Here is a 21,694-nt window from a genome sequence, read left to right as displayed (position 1 = left end):
TGTCAAGCAGGTTCTATTATTCCTTTACACTTTCTTTTTAGCGCATTCCATGAACTTTTCCAGCATGCTCCACTGGTAGTTGCCGGTACGCCAGCCGAAACAGATGGGATAACGCAGATCTTCTCCCATAGGCACCTGCAGCAGCTTTGCCCGCTGTTCCGGACGCAGGAACCCTTCTACCAGATAATCAGGTGAAAAACATACGCCGGCTCCCGCTACGCACAATTCCAGCAGCAGTTCCAGGTTGTGGGCCTTGACCTTCTGCCGGGGCACGAACTGCAGACGGTTCAGCAGCTTCATCACCAGGTAGCCGGCCAGATCGGCCACATCGGTCCGCAGAAAAGGACAGTCCCGCAGCACCCGGGGATCCCGGCTTTCCCGCAGCTGCCGGATCACCGTCTCTTTCTCTTTTCCATAGACCCGTTCCAGCAATTCGTCAGCCACTACCAGCTGGATTTCCTCCATCTGCAGCATCCGGGTCTGGATACCGCTCACAGGTTCGGGAAAGTATCCGATCATCAGATCCGTTTCCCCCTCCTGGAGCTGGAGCAGAAGTTCCGCATTGCTTTCTTCTGCCACTTCCACTTCCATGAGCGGATACAGCTGCTGGAATCGCTGCAGCAGAGGCGGCAGCAGGATATGGCCCCTGGTATAGGCGATTCCCAGCCGCAGGCAGCCTTTTTCCTGGTGCTGGATATCCTGAAAGGCCTGTTCCATGCTGCGGTACCGTTCCTGGAACTGGCGGGCGTATTCCATGAACACCTTGCCCCCATAGGTCAGTTCCAGAGGTACATGACGCAGGAACAGCCTGCATCCCAATTCTTTTTCCAGGGCCGCAATCTGCCCGCTCAAAGTCTGCTGGGTAATGTGCAGCCGCTGGGCCGCCCGGGAAAAGCTGGCTTCCTGGGCTGTCATCAAAAAGTAACGGATATGGTTGAAATTCATCCGGTCTCTCTCCTTCTCCGATATATCGTCTTTTCCCTGTATTATATACTCAAATAAACAGTTTTACAACAGTATTTCTCTTTTGCTACAATAAAGCCAGGAAGCATCCCAACATCGATGGAACAGAGCCAGAAACAGAAAAAGAGACTGTGGAGAAATGAAAATCCATTTCTCCACAGCCCTTTTGTGAAAAACTGTGTTCCGGTTATTTGAACAGGTTGATGAAGATCATCAGGATACCGGAGTTGGCGAAGTCGATGAACATAGCCCCTACCAGAGGTACGGCGAAGAAAGCACGGGGTGCCGGGCCGTAGTTGGCAGTGATGGCGCTCATGTTAGCCATGGCGTTCGGGGTTGCGCCCATACCAAAGCCGCACACTGCGGAAACTTCAACAGCTGCATCGTAGTCCTTGCCCATGACATTGAATACCACGAAAGTGGTGAACAGAGCCATGAAGATAGTCTGGCAAACAGCGATGATGGCCAGAGGGCCGGCGATGTCGAACAGTTCCCAGATCCGCAGGCTCATCATAGCCAGGCTCAGGAAGATGTTCAGGCCAACATCCCCAACGGTGCCGATTTCCTGCATGGGAACAGGCAGACCGCCGTTGGCGTGGTCAGAGATGTTCCGGATGATGGCAGCGATGATCATGGAGCCGATGTAACCAGGGAACGTCAGACCGACGCTGGTGAAGAACTTGCTGACGATGGTGCCGAGACCCATGGCAACCAGGACTTCGCCGGTAGCCAGCATGAAGTTTTCAGGAGTCATAGCCAGGGAAGCATTTTCTTCCATGCTCTGGGCTTTTTCGTTAGCCCCTTCCTGGTCTTCCTTGGTGCTGTGCAGATGGAATTTTTCCAGCAGACGGTGCGCCACAGGGCCGCCCATCAAAGAGCCGCAGATCAGGCCGAACGTAGCCATGGCAATGGCCACGGTGTTGGCACGGCTCACACCCAGCTGTTCCAGCATGGGACCGAAGGCACCGGAAGTACCATGGCCGCCCACCAGAGGAATGGACCCTGCGCACAGGCCCAGCAGCGGCTGCAGGCCCAGTACGGAAGCCAGCCCTACGCCGATGATATCCTGACAGCTGATCAGCACGGCACAGAGAATAGTCAGGATGACCACGTCACGGCCGCCCTTTTTCAGCAGAGCATAGCTGGCACTGAAGCCAACGCTGGTGAAGAACATATTCATGAAGAAGCTTTGCTGTACCGTATCCAGTTTGATGGCGCCGGTGCCTGCTTCGAACAGAGCCAGGTTGATCAGTGCGAACAGCACGCCGCCGATAACCGGGTTAGGAATACAGTAGGTCTGGAAAAATTTGATTCTCGTTTTGAGCCATTTACCCAGGTAGTACAGCAAGATACCAACAGCCAAGGTTTGGTAAGAATTTAATGCAAACATTCCCTTAATCCTCCTTCAAATACCATATTGAATTTTTTACCTTTCAGCGACCAGTTTTACCAAAATTTCTTCCAGGCGGGACCAGGTGCGTCCGTTCTTTCGGGAGTCTGCTGTCATCCGGGCCATTTCCACCATGCATGTCTGTAAGGATTCACGTGAAAAATGATTGCTGTGCTGCATGGCCATTTTAACCGCATAAGGATGCATTTTCAGCGTAGACGCTATGGTCTCCTGTCGAGCACCTTTTTCCATCAGTTCCTTTACCTGGAGCATTCGCCGCAGTGAGGAGACCAGCCGCATGGTCAGGCTGTAAAAGCCGTCACTGCCACTGTTCTTTTTCTCTTCAGCCAGCAGAAGGAGAACTTTTCCCAATTTTCTCTCTTCTACTGCATTCCCCAAGGCAAATCCGGAAATCTCCGGCAATTGCGAAAACATCTGTGCCACATCCTGTGCCTGCCACAGTTTCCTCTTTCCCGCATACAGGGCGATCTTGCCGATCTCCTGCTGCAAGAACAGCAGCGGCGCCATATCTGTCGCCGATACATACTCCATGATCAGGCTCATGGCCTCCGGTGTGAAGCGGGCACCATACTGATCCGCCTGCTGCCGCAGCCAGGGCTGCAGCTGGTAGGGACGCAAGGGACTGCATTCTACCACCTGAACTTTCTTGCTCATGGTTTTATAAAATGTTTGCCTTTTGTCCAATTTACTGCAAAGACAGATCAGAAAAGAATACTCCGGCATATCCGTCAGCAGCGTCATGAACTGCTCGATGGGAGCCTGTTTCTTCTTTTTCCCTTTTGCACCCGTTTTTTTTCCGCCGTTTTTTTCCTTATCGGTCAGGATTCTGGGGTCTTCGATGACGATCCAGTTCCCTCCTCCAAAGAAAGGCATACTGTTGATGGCTTCCGCCAAAGCGTTCAGTTCAAAATCTCCCCTGAAGTTCCATTCTGTGGGTTCCTCCCCGGAAGCAAAGGCTTTCCGGCGAAAGGCCTTCTGAATGGCCTTCTTATAGTACTCTTCCTCCCCCCAGGCAATGACAACATGAGGACAAGCTGGATTTTTCCGCAGATTTTCCAGAAACACATCTGCTCTATCGTTCACAATAGATCCACTCCTAGAAAGAATCTCGCTGCCAACGATAACTATACCATATGGGAACAGCTCCGTCAAAAACGATCTTCACGGCTCCCTCCTGATCCGTCCGGATCAGGGGAATCCTGCGGGCTTCCAGTTTTTCGATTGTCTCCCTGTGGGGATGGCCGAAATGGTTCCGCCTGCCGGCTGATGCCACGGCCACCTGTGGCCGCACAGCCTCCAGGAAGACTTCCGCAGAGGAAGTCCTGGAACCATGATGGGATACTTTGAGCACATCGCTCCGGATGGACTTTGCTGCCGCCAGTTCCTCCACGTCCGCCGGAGCATCTCCGGTAAACAGAAGACTGTGGCCATCACAGCTCACACGTACGATGGCAGAGTTCTCGTTCCCTTTGCCTCCTTTCTCTTCCCATTTCGGTGCTTCTACAATTTGTATTATACTCTCTTTTTTTCTTATTTTCTGGTTTGTTTGCATTTTGTATACAATTTTACTGATATTTTTAAATTGTATCAATTGCATCGCTTTTCCTATATCCTCACTGGGGTTTTCGTTGGGCAGATAAATGGTTTCCACCGGCAGCCAGCGCAGCAGTCCGGCCAGTCCGCCCGCATGGTCATGGTGTCCATGGCTGACGAAGACCGCATCCACCCGGTCCATCCCCAGATAGCGCAGGAAAGGCACCAGGATCCGTTCGCCCGTGTCAAAATGCCCGCTGAGACCGCCCGTATCGAACACGAACACCTGCCGCCGGGGCGTCACCACCACGGCACAGTCCCCTTGTCCCACATCCAGGAAATAAGCGGTAAAAGGCTGGGGACGGAAATGCCGGGCACCCAGCACCATAAGGAGAGCCAGCCCCGAAGCCAGGATTCCCGCCCGCCGCAGACGGGGCCGTTCCGGCTGGAACCAGCCCTGTTCCAGCAGCGCCAGGAGCAGCAGGAGATACAGAGGCCACACCCAGAAAGGCACCTGCCCTGTAATCCAGTGGGTACCGGGCAGGCGGCAGAGCCATTCTCCGCCCCACAGAGAAAAGCCCAGCAGCTGCCCCGCTCCCACCAGGCACAGCCGGGCGGGGATGAAGAGCCCCAGAGTACCCAGGAAAGCTCCGATGGCGCCGAAGGTCAGGCAAAGGGACAGCAGGGGGATCAGCAGCACGTTGGCCAGCAGGGACACCAGGGACAGCATATGGAAATGGTGCACCAGAAACGGCAGGCCCAGTGCCTGGGCTGCCAGGGGCACGGAAAAGCCCCGGGCCAGGGGAAGAGGCAGCCAGGCTGCCAGCTTTCTTTCCATGGGACGACGCAGCAGCAAAAGACCTCCGGATGCTGCAAAGGAAAGCTGGAACCCCGGGTCCCACACCCACCAGGGCTGCCAGGCGAGAAGGAGCAGCAGTCCCAGGCCCAGGAAAGCCGTGCTGCTGGCCCGTTTCCGGTGCACCCGGCCCCACAGGGCTCCCAGACCCAGGAGCAGTGCCCGGCACACGGACGCCCTCATCCCGCACAACAGCCCATAGGCCAGCAGCAGGACAGTCACCAGCAAGGCCCCCATCCTTCGAGGCAACCGCAGGAAAACAGCGCCTCCGGCAAACAGACTCAGGAGCAGTGCCACATGGCTGCCGGAAACAGAGAGCAGATGGCTGAGACCGCAGCGCTGGAACAGCCGCAGCCGATCCGGAGCGATGCCGCTGCTGCCGCCCAGCAGCATGCCTTCCAGCAGGGCACTGTCTTCCGGGCTCAGCGTCTGGTGCAGCTGGCTGCGCAGTTTTTCCCCAAAGGCAAAGATCCGGTCCGGCCAGAGGGGCAGCCGGTCCACCAGACGGCACATCCGCCCCTCTGTTTCCAGGCTGCCACCTTCCCCGGCAATGGCTGCCCGTATCTCCGGATCCAGCTGGCCCGGGTTATAGAACCCGTCCGGAGCCCGGAATATCCCCCGCACCTCCACAGTACCCAGCCGGGGCTGGAATTTCCCGGATTTGCGGACAAGTACCCGTACCCTGCCCCGTGGTTCCTCCAAAAGGAAGAAACAGGAGCCGGACCGCCCGGTGCGGGCAGAACCGGGCACGATCCTGCCCGTAATGACCGTGTTCTGATCCACCAGAGGAGCCATCCGCTGCTGGGCAGTGGAAGACAGTGCGGCCCGCAGGCCGCCCAGGCAGAAGATCAGCAGACAGCAGCCCAGTTTCCAGCTGTCCCGTCCCTTCTGTTTCCGATGGAGCCAGAACAGCAGACAGCTGCTGATACCTGACGATATGCTCCACACCCACCAGGACAGCGGTTTCCCCAGTCCCGCTGCAATGCCCAGGGCAAAAGCCAGACCGGCTTCCAGGACCAGGGCCATGCTACACCTCCACCCGTCCTGCCAGGTTCCGGAACTTGGCCGAGCCGATGCCGGATACCTGCTGCAGGTCTTCCACACGCCGGAAGGGCTTCTGCTGCCTGTAGAGGATGATCCGGCGGGCCAGGGAAGGGCCGATGCCCGGCAGGGCAGTCAGCTGGGCTTCATCCGCTGTGTTCAGATTCACTCTGCCGACTGTGTCAGAAGCCGCAGAAGCCTCCCCGGATGCAGTGGCGGCACTTTTCTCTTTCCCGTCCTCACCCGGTGGATTCTCCTTTCCCCTGCTCCGGCGGCTGCTCTTTTTCAGGAAGGGTACATTCACCTGGCTGCCGTCCCTGCATTTCTTCGCCAGGTTCACCCGGGCCAGATCCGCCTCCTCCGTGACCCCTCCAGCTGCCTTCAGGGCCTCCTGGTACCGGATGCCCGGCTCCACCTGATACAGTCCCGGATTCTGCACTGCCCCGCTGATGTAGACGGTAGCCAGTGCCTTCTTTTCCTGTCGGGGCTCCGCCATCTGCGCCTCCGCCTGACCGGTACCCGTCTCCGGCGTCCGGTTCCGGCTCTGCCACAGGCCGCCCGCTACGCAGCAGAGCACAATGCCCAGCACCACCAGCCATTTTTTCTTCTCCCATGGATCCATACAAAAATAACCTCCTTTTTGCAGAAGCAGTCTATCCACCCCATTCGACACGAAAGAGCGGATTCCTCCCACCCTGCAAAAAGAAGGTCATTAAGTGCAAAGAAACGTCAAGAATGGAAAAAGGAGGATGCGTCTGCACCCCCCTTCCATTCTATTTTTTTATTTCGCTACGATATTCACCAGCCGTCCCGGCACAGCGATGACTTTCAGCACTTTCTTGTCTCCGATGGCAGCCTTCACTTCCGGCTGTTCCAGAGCCAGTTTGCCCAGTTCATCCCGGCTGATGTCCGGTGCCGCCATGATCCGGTCCTTGCCCCTGCCGTTCACCTGGATCAGCACTTCCACTTCGTCCACCTTGATGGCTTCCGGATCGTAGGTCGGCCAGGCTTCCTTGTGGATGCTGGTTTCGCTGCCCATGGCATCATGCCACAGTTCTTCCGTGATGTGCGGGGTAAACGGAGCCAGCATCAGCAGCAGTTTGGAAATGGCTTCGTAAATCAGGCCGGCATTCACGGTCTCCGCCTTCTCCTTGTACGCATACAGAGCATTCACCAGCTCCATCAGCGTGGAAATGGCTGTGTTGAAGTTGAACCGGTTGTCGATGTCCTCGGTCACTTTCTTCACGCTTACATGAAGGATGTGGCGCAGTTCCTTGTCCTGTTCGTTCAGGTTCTTCGTATCATAGCTGGTCACTTTCTGGGCCAGGATATCCCTGAAGTGGTATACCAGGCGCCATACCCGGTTCAGGAACCGGAAAGACCCTTCCACGCCCTTGTCGCTCCATTCCAGTTCCCGTTCCACAGGAGCGGCGAACATGATGAACAGGCGGGCCGTATCAGCCCCGAATTTGCCTACGATTTCTTCCGGAGAGACCACGTTGCCCAGGGATTTGCTCATCTTGGCCCCGTCCTTGATCACCATTCCCTGGGTCAGCAGGTTGGTGAAGGGTTCGTCGGCTTTTACCAGGCCGGCGTCATGCAGCACTTTCATGAAGAACCGGGAATACAGCAGATGCAGGATGGCGTGTTCGATACCGCCGATGTACTGATCCACCGGCATCCAGTGGTTCACAGCTTCTTCGCTGAATGGTGCCTTGTCGTTGTGGGGATCGGTATAGCGCATATAGTACCAGGAGGAGCACAGGAAGGTATCCATGGTATCCAGTTCACGCTTGGCCGGACCGCCGCATTTCGGGCAGGTGCAGTTCACGAAGCTCTCGCTGGTAGCCAGCGGGGAGCTGGCGCCTGCATCGAACTTCACGTCCGTAGGCAGTTTCACCGGAAGGTCTTTTTCCGGTACCAGCACTTCGCCGCAGTGAGGACAGTACACCACTGGAATCGGGCAGCCCCAGTACCGCTGCCGGCTGATCAGCCAGTCACGCAGACGGTAATTCACCCGGCGCTTGCCCAGGCCCTTTTCTTCCATGTAGTCGATAATGGCTTTCATGGCCTTGTGCATTTCCATGCCGGTGAACGGACCGGCATTGACCAGTACGCCTTCCTTATCTTCATAGGCGTCAGTCATTTCTTCCAGTTTCAGTTCATGGTCTTTGGGCTGCAGGGTCAGGATCTTCTTGATGCCATATTTGGTGGCAAACATCCAGTCACGATGGTCGCCGGTGGGCACGCCCATGACAGCGCCGGTCCCGTAATCCACCAGTACATAGTTGGTGATCCAGATCTGGACTTTTTCGCCGGTCAGCGGATGGATGCAGTCCACGCCGGTATACATGCCCACTTTTTCCGATTCACTGGAGGTACGTTCGATATCAGAGGTATTCTTCACCTGGTTGCAGAAAGCTTCCAGTTCGGCTTTCTTCGGGTTGTCTTTCAGCAGTTCTTCCACCATGGGATGTTCCGGCGGGATGACCACAAAGGTAACGCCGTAGATGGTATCCGGCCGGGTGGTATAGACCATCAGCTTCTTGTGCAGGCTGGGCACATCAAAGCCGAATTCCAGACCTTCGCTGCGGCCGATCCAGTTGCGCTGCATGGTCTTGACCCGGTCAGGCCAGCCCTTCAGCTTGTCCAGGTCATCCAGCAGCTGTTCAGCGTAATCGGTGATCTTGAAAAACCACTGGCTCAGCTGTTTCTTCTCTACCGGCTGGTGGCAGCGCCAGCATTTGCCGTCTTCCACCTGTTCGTTGGCCAGTACGGTGCCGCAGGTGTCACACCAGTTCACGGAAGCTTCCTTCTTCACAGCCAGGCCCCGTTTGTACATCAGTTCAAAGAACCACTGGGTCCATTTATAGTATTCTTCCTTGCAGGTGGTCACCTGACGGTCCCAGTCGTAGGAAAGCCCCAGTTCCCGCAGCTGCCGGGTCATGTTGGCAATGTTTTCCATGGTCCATTTGGCAGGGGGGATGTGGTGCTTGATGGCCGCATTTTCAGCCGGCATCCCGAAGGAGTCGAATCCGATAGGGTGCAGTACATTGAAGCCCCGCATGGTGCGGAAGCGGGCCACTACGTCCCCGATGGAATAGTTCCGCACATGCCCCATGTGCAGGTTGCCGGAAGGATAGGGGAACATTTCCAGCACATAGGATTTGGGCCGGGGGTCATCGTTCTCCACCTTGTAGGTTTTGTGGTCTGCCCAGTACTTTTGCCACCGGGCTTCGATCTCATGCGGTTCATACTTTTCCTCGAACATGAACATACCTCCTATTGAGAAAACCTGTCTGAAACACCTTGCATAAGTTGCCGGGATTCAGTAACATATGTGTATTACAGTGGTTTTTATCATGTGTAATAGATTCATTATATATTTCACAACTTATAAAGTCAACGCAGGAAGGAGTGGGAACTATGGCAATCTATGCCATGGGAGACTTGCATTTTTCCGGAGAACCTCCCACGAAACCCATGGAAGTATTCGGAGAACAATGGCTGAACCATCGGGAAAAAGTGCTGGAGTATTGGAAACAGACGGTAAAGGACGGCGATACGGTGCTGCTGGTGGGCGACACCTCCTGGTCCATGGAACTGCCCGATGCCGCGGAAAGAGACCTGGAAGTCCTGCAGGACCTGCCGGGCGAACTGGTAATTTTAAAAGGGAACCATGACTACTGGTGGACTTCCCTGAAAAAAATGGAAGAGGCCCTGCCCCGAATCCATTTTCTCCACAACACATTTTACCAGACCGGGGATGTGGCCCTGTGCGGCACCCGGGGCTGGAACCTCCCCAGCATGCAGGGGTTCAGCGAACACGACCAGCTGATCTATGACCGGGAATGCCAGCGGCTGGGACGCAGCCTGGAAGGGGCCCGGGCGGCCGGAGCGAAGCATCTCATCGCAGCCCTCCACTATCCCCCGCTCTACCATCCGGATGAAGTCACCGGTTTTACGGAACTGTGCAAAGAATACGGTGTGGAACAGTGCATCTACGGCCACGTACACGGAGATGCGGCGCATTTCCTGAACCTGTTCCAGGGAGTACGGGACGGCACCCGGTATCGTCTGGTGGCCGCCGATTACGTGGATTTCCGGCTGGTACGGATATGGTAGTGGTTAGTGGTTAGTGGTTAGTGGTTAGTGGTTAGTGGTTAGTGGTTAGTGGTTAGTGGTTAGTGGTTAGTGGTTAGCGGCTAGTGGTTAGCGGCTAGTGGTTAGTGGCTGGTGACTGGTGGTTAGTGTATGAAAGGACGCTTCAACTGTGCATCAATATCTGTTTTTCATTGGAGGCTTTCCCATCCGCATGTATGGGCTCATGCTGTGCCTGGCTATCTTTATGGCCACATCCGTGGCCTATTTCCTGGCCTGGCGGGACGGCCGGGGCTGGGAAAAACTGCTGCCCGACATCGGCATCTACGGCGGATTCGCCGGCCTGGTGGGTGCCCGGCTGTGGGATGTATTTTTCTTCGACTGGGGCTACTACAGCAGCCATCTGCTGGAAATCCCTTTCGTCTGGCAGGGAGGCATGGCCATCCAGGGAGGCATCCTGGGCGGCGTCGCTGCCGGGGCTTTTTACTGCTGGCGCCATAAGGTGGACTGGATTGAAATGCTGGACGTCATCTGTCCGTCTCTTTTCATCGGCCAAAGCATCGGCCGCATGGCCAATCTGCTGAATGGAGACGCTTTCGGATCTCCCACCGGCGGTGATTTCGGAATCCTGTACCCGGCCGGTACCCTGGCCCGCAGCACCTACGGGACCCAGCCTCTGTGGCCGGCAGAAGTGTGGGAAGGACAGATCGATGTGGTCCTGTTTGCGCTCCTGCTGCTGTTCCAGACCACAAAGCCAAAAAAAGGGCAGCCCTGCTGCTTGTATGTGATGCTCTACAGCGGGCTGCGGTTCTTTCTGGAGTTTTTGCGGGGCGATTACGTACAGCCCATGTTCCTGGGTTTGAAAAGTGCCCAGGTGACAGCTCTGTTCTCCTTTGTGATCGCCCTGCTGCTGTTTATCTGGGCAGGCTTCCGCAAACGCAGAAAAGCCAGTAACTAGTGGCTGGTGACTAGTGACGGGGTGTGAAAAAATATTTTTCACACCCCGTTTTTTTACAGTACTTTCACCAGTTCGTCGTTGCTTCTCCGTTCATTATGGAGATGGGCGGCATGCACCCCTTCCGCAGTATAGCCCATGGGCATCAGCAGCAGAGGTACTTCGTTCAGTTCCAGACCGAAGGTATCGGCCACTTTCGTCACCGGGAAATAGTTCACCCAGCAGGAGCCGATGCCCTGTTCCCAGGCTTCCAGCATCATATGGGTGGCCACGATGCTGGCATCCTGTTCACCGGCCCGGATGCTGTGTTCAAAGGGATTCACCCACTCCTCATCCTTACGCACGGTCACCATCAGCACCACTGGTGCGTTGAAGGCGCAGCGGGTCAGGCTGCGGATTTTTTCCAGGGCTTCTGGGCTCTGGAGCACGTACACCCGGTAGGGCTGGTAGTTATGCCCGGTAGGAGCGATGCGTCCCGCTTCCAGGATGGCATCCATTTTTCCTTTTTCAATGGGTCTGTCACTGAATTTCCGGACCGAATATCTGGCCCTGGCCAATTCCATAAATGTCATGTCAAGCATCCTTTCCTGTTTGTCAGCGGGCGCATCGGACGGCATCGCTACGCAAGTCCTGGTGCGCCCCTTCGGATTTCCTGCAGCAATCTGGGCTTACCAGCTCAACACTTCCGGTTCTCCTTCGGTGATCAGCAGAGTATGTTCCCACTGGGCACTGTCCCTGCCGTCGGCAGTATGTACGGTCCAGCCGTTCATTTCATCGATCCACAGGTCCGCTGTCCCTTCGTTGATCATGGGCTCGATGGTGATCACCATGCCCGGTACCAGCAGCATACCCGTCTTCCGTTTGCCGAAATGGGCCACAAAGGGGTCTTCATGCATTTCCAGGCCCACGCCGTGGCCGCCGAAATCCCGTACCACACTGTAACCGTGTTTCTGGGCGAACTGCTGGATGGCCGCCCCTACATCCCCCAGGGTGTTCTTCCAGCCCACGGCATTCTCCATGCCCCGTTTCAGGCATTCTTTCGTGATGCCCACCAGGTTTTTCCGGCTGGCCGGCACCCGGCCCAGCATGAACATCCGGGAAGCATCCCCCACATAGCCGTTGTAGATCGTGGTGGCATCCACGTTGACGATATCCCCGCTCTTCAGCACCTGATGGGGATCCGGAATGCCATGGCAGATGACATCGTTGACAGACGTACACACCGATTTGGGGAAGCCTTCGTAGTTCAGACAGGCCGGAATGGCCTTCAGTTTCATAGTCGTATCATAGACGATGGTATTGATATCGTCAGTGGTCATTCCCACTTTGATGTTCTTTTCCACTGCATCCAGCACTTCCGAGTTCACCTTACCAGCTACCCGGATGCCTGCAATCTGTTCCGGAGTCTTGATCATGTCCATGCGGGGCACCTGGTATCCTTTGGCCGCATACTCCATCAGTTTCAGTTTCAGTTCGCTTCTATCCAATCTGCATCCTCCTAGCACCGGGAAATCCAGCGGATTTCCCCTTTTCTATTCAAAATTGCGTCAAAATACGATATAATATGGTTTTGCTGCGGACTCCTGGAAATCAGCAGTCCGATGTATCATTATAACACAATTTTTTGCGGAAGTATTTTACTTTTGTTTTCAAATTGTTTATGACCCTTTCCTATACTATAGGAAAAGACCTCTTCTGACAAGAGGATTTGCAAAGGAAGGTAGAAAGATATGGATCTGTTCCTGAATATGGTGCGGGGCTTCTGCATGGCCCTGGCCGACAGTGTCCCCGGCGTTTCCGGCGGTACCATTGCATTTGTGCTGGGCTTCTACGATGAATTCATCGGTTCCCTGTATGTGCTGACCCACGGCACTCTGGAACTGAAAAAAGAAGCCATCCGGTTCCTGGGCAAACTGGGGATGGGCTGGCTCATCGGCATGGGTTCCTCAGTCCTGGTCATTGCCAGCCTGTTTGCCTCCCACATCTACGAACTCAGCTCCCTGTTCCTGGGCTTTTCCATTTTTTCTCTTCCCCTTATTATTAAGGAAGAAAAGGAATGTCTGCAGCGGACCAGCCGGATCCTTTTCATGATCCTGGGCATTATCCTGGTGCTGGTCATTGCGGCTGTGAACCCCACCGGCGGTCAGGGCACCAACGTGGAAATCGGCTCTCTTTCCCCTCTCCTGGCCCTGTACATCTTTGTCTGCGCCATGATTGCCATCTGTGCCATGGTGCTGCCGGGCATCAGTGGTTCCACCATGCTGCTGATCTTCGGATTGTACGTACCTGTCATCACCGCCATCAAGGAATCCCTGCACATGAACCTGTCCTACTTCCCGGTGCTGTGTATCTTCGGCTGCGGTATCCTGGCCGGCATCATAGGCATCATCAAACTGGTGAAGAATGCGCTGGACAATCACCGGGCTGCCATGGTGTACTTCATCCTGGGACTGATGGTGGGTTCCCTGTACGCCATCGCCCAGGGTCCCACCACACTGAAGGTCCCTCAGCCTGCACTTTCCTGGGATACGTTCCACGTGTTCTGGTTCCTGATGGGCGGCGTTTTCCTGGCTGCCCTGAACGGGCTGAAGGCCTTTACAGAAAAGAAACTGCATCCGGAAGGATAAGAAAGAATAAGAAAATCTCAAAAGGAACTGCCGCCCGGCAGTTCCTTTTTTTGTCACACCCCATTGACTCGATTGTTAGTATGTGCTAACATACTCTGTATGGAAGTTGCTTTCCATGAATTCAGTGAGAAAAGAGGTAGCATCATGCCCTTAACGTTTGCGGATGAAGGCGTGTCTCTGACAGTCCAGCGGGTAGGCGGTTCTCCAAAGGTACGGACCCACCTGGAAAACCTGGGCATCACCCAGGGTGCGGTGATTTCCATCGTACAGCATACGCCCAGCGGGCTCATCCTGAACATCCGGGAATCCCGGGTAGCCATCAGTATGGAAATGGCTGCAAAAATCATGGTTCAATAAAATAATAGGAGGGGAAAATTCAATGGCTACATTGAAAGACGCCCAGACGGGCAAAGATTACGAAGTCGTGAAACTGCACGGCACAGGTGCCATCAAGCGCCGGATCATGGACATGGGGATCACCAAGGGTACTCCCATCCATATCCGTAAAGTGGCTCCTCTGGGAGATCCTGTCGAAATGACGGTTCGCGGTTATGAACTTTCCCTGCGGAAAGCAGACGCAGAAATGGTAGAAGTGAAAGAGCTGTAACATTTTTATCATTTTGTTAGTTATTTCTAACTTATTTTTGTTAAAGTAAGATTTGGGAAAGAAAGAAGGTATTTTTACATGGAATTCAAGATTGCCCTTGCCGGCAACCCCAACACCGGTAAAACCACCCTGTTCAATGCCCTGACTGGTTCCAACCAGTTCGTCGGCAACTGGCCCGGTGTTACCGTAGAAAAAAAGGAAGGGAAACTGACCGGTCATCCGGATGTGATCATCCAGGACCTGCCCGGCATCTACTCTCTTTCCCCGTACACCCTGGAAGAAGTAGTATCCCGTACGTATCTGGTCAAAGAACGGCCGGATGCCATCCTGAACATCGTGGACGGCACCAACCTGGAACGGAACCTGTACCTGTCCACCCAGCTGGCTGAACTGGGTATCCCCATGGTCATGGCCGTGAACATGATGGATATGGTCCGGGAAAGCGGCGATATCATCAACATCGACAAACTGAGCCAGCGGATGGGCTGCCCGGTGATTGAAATCTCCGCCCGTACCGGCGAAGGCATCAAGGAAGCTGCTGACCTGGCTGCCAAAGTAGCCAAGCACCAGCAGGTCATGGTCAGCAAACACTCCTTCGACGGTCCGGTGGAACATGCCCTTGCCCACATCGAAGAAGCCACCCAGGGCATGCTGCCCGCCCATCAGGAACGGTGGTATGTGATCAAGCTGTTCGAACGGGATGACAAAGTACAGGAAGCCCTGAAGCTGCCCCAGTCCGTCCTTGACCACATCGACGGCGACATCGAAGCCGTGGAGCAGGAACTGGACGATGATTCTGAATCCATCATCACCAACGAACGGTACAAATACATCAGCTCCATCATCGGTGAATGCAACATCAAGAAGAGCAAAGGCAAACTGACCACTTCCGATAAGATCGATAAAATCGTGACCAACCGGTGGCTGGCCCTCCCCATTTTCGCTGCCATCATGTTCCTGGTTTATTACATTTCCGTGACCACCATCGGCGGCGATGCTACGGACTGGGTGAATGATACCCTGTTCGGGGATATCCTGATCCCGGCTGCTGACGACTTCATGGACAGCCTGGGTGTAGCCGACTGGCTGCACGGCCTGGTAGTCGATGGTATCATTTCCGGTGTGGGCGCCGTCCTGGGTTTTGTACCGCAAATGGTCGTCCTGTTCATTTTCCTGGCCTTCCTGGAAGCCTGCGGCTACATGGCCCGTATCGCTTTCATCCTGGACCGTGCGTTCCGGAAATTCGGTCTGTCCGGCAAATCCTTCATCCCCATGCTGATTGGTTCCGGTTGCGGCGTGCCCGGTATCATGGCTTCCCGTACCATCGAGAACCAGTCCGACCGCCGTATGACCATCATGACCACCACCATGATCCCCTGCTCCGCCAAGATGCCGATCATCGCTCTGATTGCCGGTGCTTACTTCGATGGAGAATGGTGGGTTGCTCCTTCCGCCTACTTCGTAGGGATCTTCTCCATCATCATTTCCGGCATCATCCTGAAAAAGACCAAACTGTTCGCGGGGGATCCTGCGCCTTTCGTCATGGAACTGCCCCCCTACCATATGCCCACCCTGGGCAACATCGGCCGCAGCGTCTGGGAACGGAGCTCCTCCTTCATCAAGAAGGCCGGTACCGTAATCCTGCTGTCCACCATCCTGGTGTGGTTCCTGTCCAGCTTTGGCTGGGAGGACGGCGCCTTCGCCATGCTGGATGAAGATGCCCTGAACGAATCCATCCTGGCCTTCCTGGGCAACAAAATCGCCTGGCTCTTCTCCCCGCTGGGCTGGGGCGACTGGAAAGCCGCTGTGGCTGCTTTCACCGGCCTGATTGCCAAGGAAAACCTGGTAGGTACCTTCGGCATCCTGTATGGACTGGCTGATGCCGCTGAAGACGGCGAAGAATTCTGGGGTACCTTTGCTCAGGACTTCTCCGTGCTGAGTGCTTATTCCTTCCTGGTATTCAACCTGCTGTGTGCTCCCTGCGTAGCCGCTATGGGTGCCATCCGGAGAGAAATGAACAGCGGCAAATGGACCCTGATTGCCATCGGGTACCAGTGCGGTTTTGCTTACTGCATGGCCCTGATGTTCTACCAGTTCGGCAGCTTCATCTCTACCGGTGCTTTCACCCTGGGTACGGCTGCTGCCTGTGTGGTACTGGCTGTCATGGTTTACCTGCTGCTGCGTCCGGCTCCCAAATACAACGGAGAAATCAAGATCGAAGATACGGCAGATGTGATTGACTGATGATATATACGAAAGGGAGGTATCCAGAGGGTACCTCCCTTTGGCTTACTTGAAAAGGAGATGTTTTTATGGGCACGTTCATCGTAGGAATGGTCCTGCTCATCATTGTAGCGGCCGTGATCCGCTCCATGTACCGGGACCATAAAAACGGAAAGAGTTCCTGCGGCGGCAATTGCGGCAGCTGCGGGTTGTGTCATAAAAAATGAGGCGCCGAAAGGCGTCTTATTTTTTGTCAGCTTTCATCTGATTTTTCCATTGACAAACGTATCAGAAAAGAGTACTATTTGATTGTAAGATATAATAATTATTAAAATAATTTAATTCTTGTTTTTAGTCTTGTCATCACGTAAATGATTTTCCACTTTTATGATAAGAGGAGGTAGTACCATGTTATTCACCACCACACAGGATCATGAAGAATTCCGCGCTACAGTCCGCGGTTTTGCAGAATCCAAAATCAAACCCGTTGCGTTCATGCTGGACAAGGAAAACAAATTCCCCGATGAACAGGTAAAAGAAATGGGCGAAATGGGCCTGATGGGTATCCCCTTCCCCAAAGAATATGGCGGTGCCGGTCTGGACTATATCGACTATGCCATCGCCGTAGAAGAACTGGCTCGTGTAGACGGCGGTGCAGGGGTGATTCTATCCGCCCACGTTTCCCTGGGTTCCTACCCCATTTTCGCATTCGGTACCGAAGAACAGAAACGGAAATATCTGGTGCCCCTGGCTTCCGGCAAAAAGATCGGTGCCTTCGGACTGACCGAACCCAACGCCGGGTCCGATGCCGGTGAAACAGAAACCACTGCTGTCTTCGACGGCACCAGCTGGATCCTGAACGGCAATAAGATTTTCATCACCAACGCCGGCAAGGCAGATACTTACGTGGTGTTTGCCGTAACGGAACCGGGCAAGGGTACCCGGGGCATCAGCGCCTTTATTGTAGAAAAGGGCATGCCGGGCTTCACCTTCGGCGACCATTACGACAAACTGGGCATCCGCTCCTCCGCTACGGCTGAACTGCTCTTCAACAACGTAAAGGTTCCCAAAGAGAACCTCCTGGGCAAACGGGGCCAGGGTTTCAAGATCGCCATGGCAACCCTGGACGGCGGCCGCATCGGAATTGCTGCCCAGGCACTGGGTATTGCCCAGGGCGCCTACGAAGCCGCCCTGAACTACTCCAAGGAACGGATCCAGTTCAACGCCCCCATCTGCCAGAACCAGGGCATATCTTTCAAGCTGGCTGACATGGCCACCAAACTGCGGGCAGCCCGGTTCCTGGTCTACAGCGCCGCAGAACTGAAGCAGAACCATCAGGAGTACGGCATGGAAAGCGCCATGGCCAAGATGTACGCATCTGACGCCGCCGTCTCCATCACCAACGATGCCCTGCAGATATTCGGCGGTACCGGTTACCTGAAAGGCATGGATGTGGAACGATTCTATCGTGACGCCAAGATCACCACGATTTACGAAGGCACCAACGAAATCCAGCGGGTAGTCATCGCTTCTCACATCACCGACAAGATGTCCGTAGCCAAACATGGCGGTGCTCCCAGGCAAAATGCAGCTGTCACCGGCTCCCGCAAGAAACAGATTTTCAAGGATGGCACGCCGGAAGAACAAGTGGCGGCATTGGTCCAGGCTCTGAAAGACGACGGCTATGACTTTACCGTAGGCATCCCCGTCGACACCCCGATTTCCGATGCGGAACGGGTGGTCAGCGCCGGCAAGGGCATCGGTGAAAAAGCCAACATGAAGCTGATTGAAGAACTGGCCAGACAGGCCGGTGCCGCTGTAGGCTCCTCCCGTCCTGTGGCTGAGACGCTGCAGTACGTACCCATCGACCGGTATGTGGGCATGAGCGGCCAGAAGTTCAATGGCAACCTGTACATTGCCTGCGGCATCTCCGGAGCCGTGCAGCACCTGAAAGGCATCAAAAATGCTACCACGATCGTAGCCATCAACAGCAACGCCGGCGCTCCCATTTTCAAGAACTGTGACTACGGTATCGTAGGCGACGTAAAGGTGATCCTGCCGCTCCTGGCCAAAGCCCTCAACAACGGCCAGCCCAAGAAGCCGGCTCCTCCCATGGTAAAGATGAAGAAGCCGCTGATCCTGAAGGATATGCCGGAAGGCCGTTACGTCTGCAAGGGCTGTGGGTATGAATACAACCCGGAGCTGGGAGATCCTGATGCGGATGTTAAACCGGGCACCAGGTTCCAGGATCTTCCAGAAGACTGGGTCTGCCCGCTGTGCAACTCTGCCAAGTCCGAATTCGTAGCCGTAAAGTGAGAAAAGGAGCGTAACTATGGAATGCGTTAGACAATTAACCAAAGACTTGTACTGGGTCGGTGCCGATGACCGCCGTTTGGCACTGTTCGAAAACATCCACCCCATTCCCCGGGGCGTATCCTATAACTCATACCTTCTGCTGGACGAAAAAACCGTTCTGTTCGATACGGCCGACTGGTCCGTGTGCAGGCAGTTCCTGGAAAATGTGGAAGGCGTACTGAAGGGCCGCAAACTGGATTACCTGGTGATCAACCACGTGGAACCGGATCATGCCGCCTCCATTGAAGAAGTGCTGCTGCGCCACCCGGAAACTGTGGTCATCAGCAATGAGCAGGCCTTTACCCTGATGGACCAGTTCGGGTACCGGATGGAAGACGAAAAAAAGGTGGTAGTCAGGGAAGGCGACACCCGGAAATTCGGAAAACACACCATCGCCTTTGTGGCTGCTCCCATGGTTCACTGGCCGGAAGCCATGGTTTCCTTCGATTTGACCACCGGAACCCTGTTCTCTGCCGATGCCTTCGGTTCCTTCGGAGCCCTGGGCGGCCGGATTTTCAACGACGAAGTGGATTTTGACCGGGACTGGCTGGATGATGCCCGCCGGTACTACACCAATATCGTGGGCAAATACGGCCCCTTCGTCATGGACCTTTTGGGCAAGGCCAGCCAGCTGGACATTAAGATGATCTGCCCGCTGCATGGTCCGGTATGGCGGAACAACATCCCCTACCTGCTGGACAAATACGTGCACTGGGCCACCTATGAACCGGAAGAAAAAGGCGTGCTGCTGGTCTATGCTTCCATGTACGGCAACACGGAAAGCACTGCTTCCGTACTGGCGGCCAAGCTGGCGGAAAAGGGCATGACCCGTATCCATATGTACGATGTGTCCAAAACAGATATTTCCTATCTGATTTCCGATGCTTTCAAGTACAGCCACCTGGTGCTGGCTTCCGTAACTTACAATCTGGGCATCTATCCCAAAATGCTGAGCTTCCTGGAAGACATGAAAGCCCTGAACCTGCAGAAGCGGATCGTGGGCATCATCGAAAATGGCTCCTGGGCCTGCACGGTGGGCGGCCTGATGACCGACTTCCTGGAAAGTAACATGAAGGCCATGACCGTGCTCCAGGACGGCGTGACCATCAACTCCCGGATGACCGGAGGCCAGGAACGGAGCATGGACGACCTGGTGGATGCACTCATCAGCTCCATGAAAGAAAAAAAGAAATGAAGATGAAAAATAAGGCTGCCTCGATGGCGGCCTTATTTTTTAGTGGGTAGTGATGATTAGTGATTAGTGGTTAGAAGATCGGCATAACGCCAAAGGTTCGTATCCCATTCGTAGGGACGACCCGTAAAGGGGCGTCCGAGCCCAAGTCGCCCGGCAGGGCTGTTTCAGTTGTTAATAGTTCGATCTGGCATCGATTGTTCGACAACCAGCCAATGGTACGCATCCATTCGTAGTGGCTTACCAAGACCGGCGCAGCCGTGTCGCCCGGTGAGCCAATCCCTTGCCTCATAGATGACAAACCTGGCAGGGAACATACCCCTCGCTGACAGCCTCGTCTCGATCTTCGATTTCCACGAAATTCCCCCGGTGCCTGATGGTCCGGCAATCTTCATTGTGGAATTTCATATGTGTCATTTCTATTTTATGCTGTTGTTGCATTTAGATTGCAAATCCACTTTAAATGACTTCCTTTCCTTGCTTCCAAGCCTTACGGGCTTCATTCAGAGACATTTTATTGGCACCACCAGGGAAATCAGGATTTTCCGCCTGTACAGGATCGTCTTCCCATCCACAAACACCACAAATATCATAGAGTTGGTTTCCTTCTACAACACCCTCCCCACAACAAAGACAATTGTGGTACTTACTCTTTTTCACCATGTTCCAAGTCTCCTCGTACTTTAAAGTTTCCTTCTCCGAACCCTAACGCTGGCAAATGCCGCCAGGCATTTGCCAACCTTTAGCCCGAAATACAAACTTTCCTCTTCACTAAAAACGAGGCTGCCATTGAGGCAGCCCCGTTATTCATTTCCCCAGTTTCAGACTGGGATCCGCATTCAGATCCAGATCGGCAAAATCTTTGTTCAGATACTGGTAATACCCCCGCACCCCGATCATCACCGCATTATCGGTACACAGGATGGGCGTGGGATGGACCAGTTCGGCCCCCACTGCCCTTGCTCCTCTGGCCAGAGCTTCCTGCAGATGCCGGTTGGCTGAAACACCGCCGGCCAGTACGATTTTCTTCAGTCCGGTAGCCTTCAGTGCCTCCTGTGCTTTTTTCACCAGAACGTCCACAATGGCCTGCTGGAACGACGCTGCTACGTCTTCCCGGCGGTAATCACTCTTGCGCTGTTCTTCCGTATGCACGTAGTTGATCACCGCACTCTTCAGCCCGCTGAAACTGAAATCATAGCAGCCGGGCAGGAGAGGCCGCGGAAAATCAATGGCATTGGCATCGCCGTTTTTGGCCAGCCGTTCGATTTCCGGGCCGCCCGGGTAGGGCAGACCCATGAACCGGGCAATCTTATCGAAGGCTTCGCCCGCCGCATCATCCCGGGTCTGCCCCAGCAGCCGGAACGTGTTGTAATCGTCCACCACCAGAAGGGACGTATGCCCCCCGCTGACCACCAGAGCCAAAAACGGCGGTTTCAGATCCGGATCCGCCAGGAAATTGGCAAAGACGTGTCCTTCCAGATGGTTCACCCCGATCAGAGGCTTGCCGCTGCCCAGGGCCAGCCCCTTCGCAGCACTGAGACCCACCAGCAGGGCGCCTACCAGTCCGGGTCCGTAGGTCACGGCAATGGCGTCCACGTCCTGCAGGGTCATCTTTGCATCCGTCAGGGCTTTGTGGATCACCGGCATTACATGTTCTATATGTTTCCGGGAAGCGATTTCCGGCACCACCCCGCCGAATTTCCGGTGGACCAGGATCTGGGTGGACACCACATTGGACAGGACTTCTCTGCCGTTGCGCACCACCGAAGCTGCCGTCTCGTCACAGCTGCTTTCGATTCCCAGGATATTGATGTTCTTGTTTTCCATGTT

At 54.8% G+C, this 21,694-nt stretch carries 19 protein-coding genes; 9 read left to right on the top strand and 10 right to left on the bottom strand.

Features of this window, described 5'->3' with window-relative positions; genetic code table 11:
• Positions 1 to 24: 24 nt before the first annotated feature.
• From ACR0QW_RS02665 to leuS, 6 genes are all read right to left on the bottom strand, one after another.
• Positions 25 to 945, bottom strand: a complete 921-nt coding sequence (locus ACR0QW_RS02665; protein ID WP_432642184.1) for a LysR family transcriptional regulator — start codon at positions 943 to 945, stop codon at positions 25 to 27.
• 205 nt (positions 946 to 1,150) lie between these two features.
• On the bottom strand, positions 1,151 to 2,353 hold the full coding sequence (gene gltS, locus ACR0QW_RS02660) for a sodium/glutamate symporter (RefSeq protein WP_432642183.1): 1,203 nt from the start codon (positions 2,351 to 2,353) through the stop codon (positions 1,151 to 1,153).
• A gap of 36 nt (positions 2,354 to 2,389) precedes the next feature.
• Positions 2,390 to 3,457 (bottom strand): DNA polymerase III subunit delta, encoded by a 1,068-nt coding sequence (gene holA, locus ACR0QW_RS02655; protein ID WP_432642182.1) that lies wholly within the window; start codon positions 3,455 to 3,457, stop codon positions 2,390 to 2,392.
• 13 nt (positions 3,458 to 3,470) lie between these two features.
• The gene (locus tag ACR0QW_RS02650; RefSeq protein ID WP_432642181.1) at positions 3,471 to 5,789 is read right to left on the bottom strand and encodes a DNA internalization-related competence protein ComEC/Rec2; all 2,319 of its coding nucleotides are present in this window, start codon (positions 5,787 to 5,789) and stop codon (positions 3,471 to 3,473) included.
• A gap of 1 nt (position 5,790) precedes the next feature.
• Positions 5,791 to 6,426, bottom strand: coding sequence for a helix-hairpin-helix domain-containing protein (locus ACR0QW_RS02645; protein WP_432642180.1), 636 nt, complete (start codon positions 6,424 to 6,426; stop codon positions 5,791 to 5,793).
• A 159-nt stretch (positions 6,427 to 6,585) separates the two neighbouring features.
• A complete protein-coding gene (gene leuS / locus ACR0QW_RS02640) occupies positions 6,586 to 9,075 on the bottom strand; it encodes a leucine--tRNA ligase (RefSeq protein WP_432642179.1) in 2,490 nt (829 codons plus the stop codon).
• A 155-nt stretch (positions 9,076 to 9,230) separates the two neighbouring features.
• Here leuS and ACR0QW_RS02635 point away from each other — a divergent pair, with 155 nt between their 5' ends.
• The gene (locus ACR0QW_RS02635) at positions 9,231 to 9,929 is read left to right on the top strand and encodes a metallophosphoesterase (RefSeq protein WP_432642178.1); all 699 of its coding nucleotides are present in this window, start codon (positions 9,231 to 9,233) and stop codon (positions 9,927 to 9,929) included.
• Positions 9,930 to 10,077: 148 nt separating this feature from the next.
• Positions 10,078 to 10,863, top strand: a complete 786-nt coding sequence (lgt, locus tag ACR0QW_RS02630; RefSeq protein WP_432642177.1) for a prolipoprotein diacylglyceryl transferase — start codon at positions 10,078 to 10,080, stop codon at positions 10,861 to 10,863.
• A gap of 53 nt (positions 10,864 to 10,916) precedes the next feature.
• On the opposite strand, the gene ACR0QW_RS02625 is transcribed toward lgt, so the two are convergent.
• Together ACR0QW_RS02625 and map are read right to left on the bottom strand one after the other, a co-directional pair.
• Positions 10,917 to 11,432, bottom strand: coding sequence for a nitroreductase family protein (locus ACR0QW_RS02625; protein WP_432642176.1), 516 nt, complete (start codon positions 11,430 to 11,432; stop codon positions 10,917 to 10,919).
• A gap of 96 nt (positions 11,433 to 11,528) precedes the next feature.
• A complete protein-coding gene (map, locus tag ACR0QW_RS02620; protein WP_432642192.1) occupies positions 11,529 to 12,317 on the bottom strand; it encodes a type I methionyl aminopeptidase in 789 nt (262 codons plus the stop codon).
• A gap of 273 nt (positions 12,318 to 12,590) precedes the next feature.
• Between map and ACR0QW_RS02615 the strand changes: the two genes are divergently transcribed.
• The 7 genes from ACR0QW_RS02615 to ACR0QW_RS02585 all read left to right on the top strand — a co-directional run bounded on the left by ACR0QW_RS02615 (position 12,591) and on the right by ACR0QW_RS02585 (position 19,867).
• Positions 12,591 to 13,487, top strand: a complete 897-nt coding sequence (locus tag ACR0QW_RS02615) for a DUF368 domain-containing protein (protein ID WP_432642175.1) — start codon at positions 12,591 to 12,593, stop codon at positions 13,485 to 13,487.
• Positions 13,488 to 13,631: 144 nt separating this feature from the next.
• Complete coding sequence (locus ACR0QW_RS02610; RefSeq protein WP_296398690.1) at positions 13,632 to 13,844, top strand: FeoA family protein; 213 nt, start codon at positions 13,632 to 13,634, stop codon at positions 13,842 to 13,844.
• 22 nt (positions 13,845 to 13,866) lie between these two features.
• Positions 13,867 to 14,094 carry a FeoA family protein gene (locus tag ACR0QW_RS02605; RefSeq protein WP_432642174.1) on the top strand — a complete coding sequence of 76 codons (228 nt, stop codon included), beginning with the start codon at positions 13,867 to 13,869 and terminating at the stop codon, positions 14,092 to 14,094.
• 78 nt (positions 14,095 to 14,172) lie between these two features.
• Entirely contained in the window at positions 14,173 to 16,338 is a 2,166-nt protein-coding gene (gene feoB, locus ACR0QW_RS02600; protein WP_432642173.1) for a ferrous iron transport protein B, read from the top strand.
• Positions 16,339 to 16,406: 68 nt separating this feature from the next.
• Positions 16,407 to 16,544 carry a FeoB-associated Cys-rich membrane protein gene (locus ACR0QW_RS02595; RefSeq protein WP_432642172.1) on the top strand — a complete coding sequence of 46 codons (138 nt, stop codon included), beginning with the start codon at positions 16,407 to 16,409 and terminating at the stop codon, positions 16,542 to 16,544.
• A 181-nt stretch (positions 16,545 to 16,725) separates the two neighbouring features.
• Complete coding sequence (locus ACR0QW_RS02590) at positions 16,726 to 18,633, top strand: acyl-CoA dehydrogenase family protein (protein WP_432642171.1); 1,908 nt, start codon at positions 16,726 to 16,728, stop codon at positions 18,631 to 18,633.
• 16 nt (positions 18,634 to 18,649) lie between these two features.
• The gene (locus tag ACR0QW_RS02585; protein ID WP_432642170.1) at positions 18,650 to 19,867 is read left to right on the top strand and encodes an FprA family A-type flavoprotein; all 1,218 of its coding nucleotides are present in this window, start codon (positions 18,650 to 18,652) and stop codon (positions 19,865 to 19,867) included.
• Positions 19,868 to 20,323: 456 nt separating this feature from the next.
• Here ACR0QW_RS02585 and ACR0QW_RS02580 read toward each other — a convergent pair whose 3' ends face one another.
• Together ACR0QW_RS02580 and tsaD are read right to left on the bottom strand one after the other, a co-directional pair.
• Entirely contained in the window at positions 20,324 to 20,527 is a 204-nt protein-coding gene (locus ACR0QW_RS02580; protein WP_432642169.1) for a CPCC family cysteine-rich protein, read from the bottom strand.
• 144 nt (positions 20,528 to 20,671) lie between these two features.
• Positions 20,672 to 21,691 (bottom strand): tRNA (adenosine(37)-N6)-threonylcarbamoyltransferase complex transferase subunit TsaD, encoded by a 1,020-nt coding sequence (gene tsaD, locus ACR0QW_RS02575; RefSeq protein WP_432642168.1) that lies wholly within the window; start codon positions 21,689 to 21,691, stop codon positions 20,672 to 20,674.
• Between the last annotated feature and the right edge of the window lie 3 nt (positions 21,692 to 21,694).

Origin of the sequence: Acidaminococcus sp., assembly GCF_050873445.1 — a bacterium.
GTDB lineage: Bacteria > Bacillota > Negativicutes > Acidaminococcales > Acidaminococcaceae > Acidaminococcus.
The sequence above is the reverse complement of the archived record's forward strand: the minus strand, read 5'-3'. Positions and strand labels throughout refer to the sequence as shown.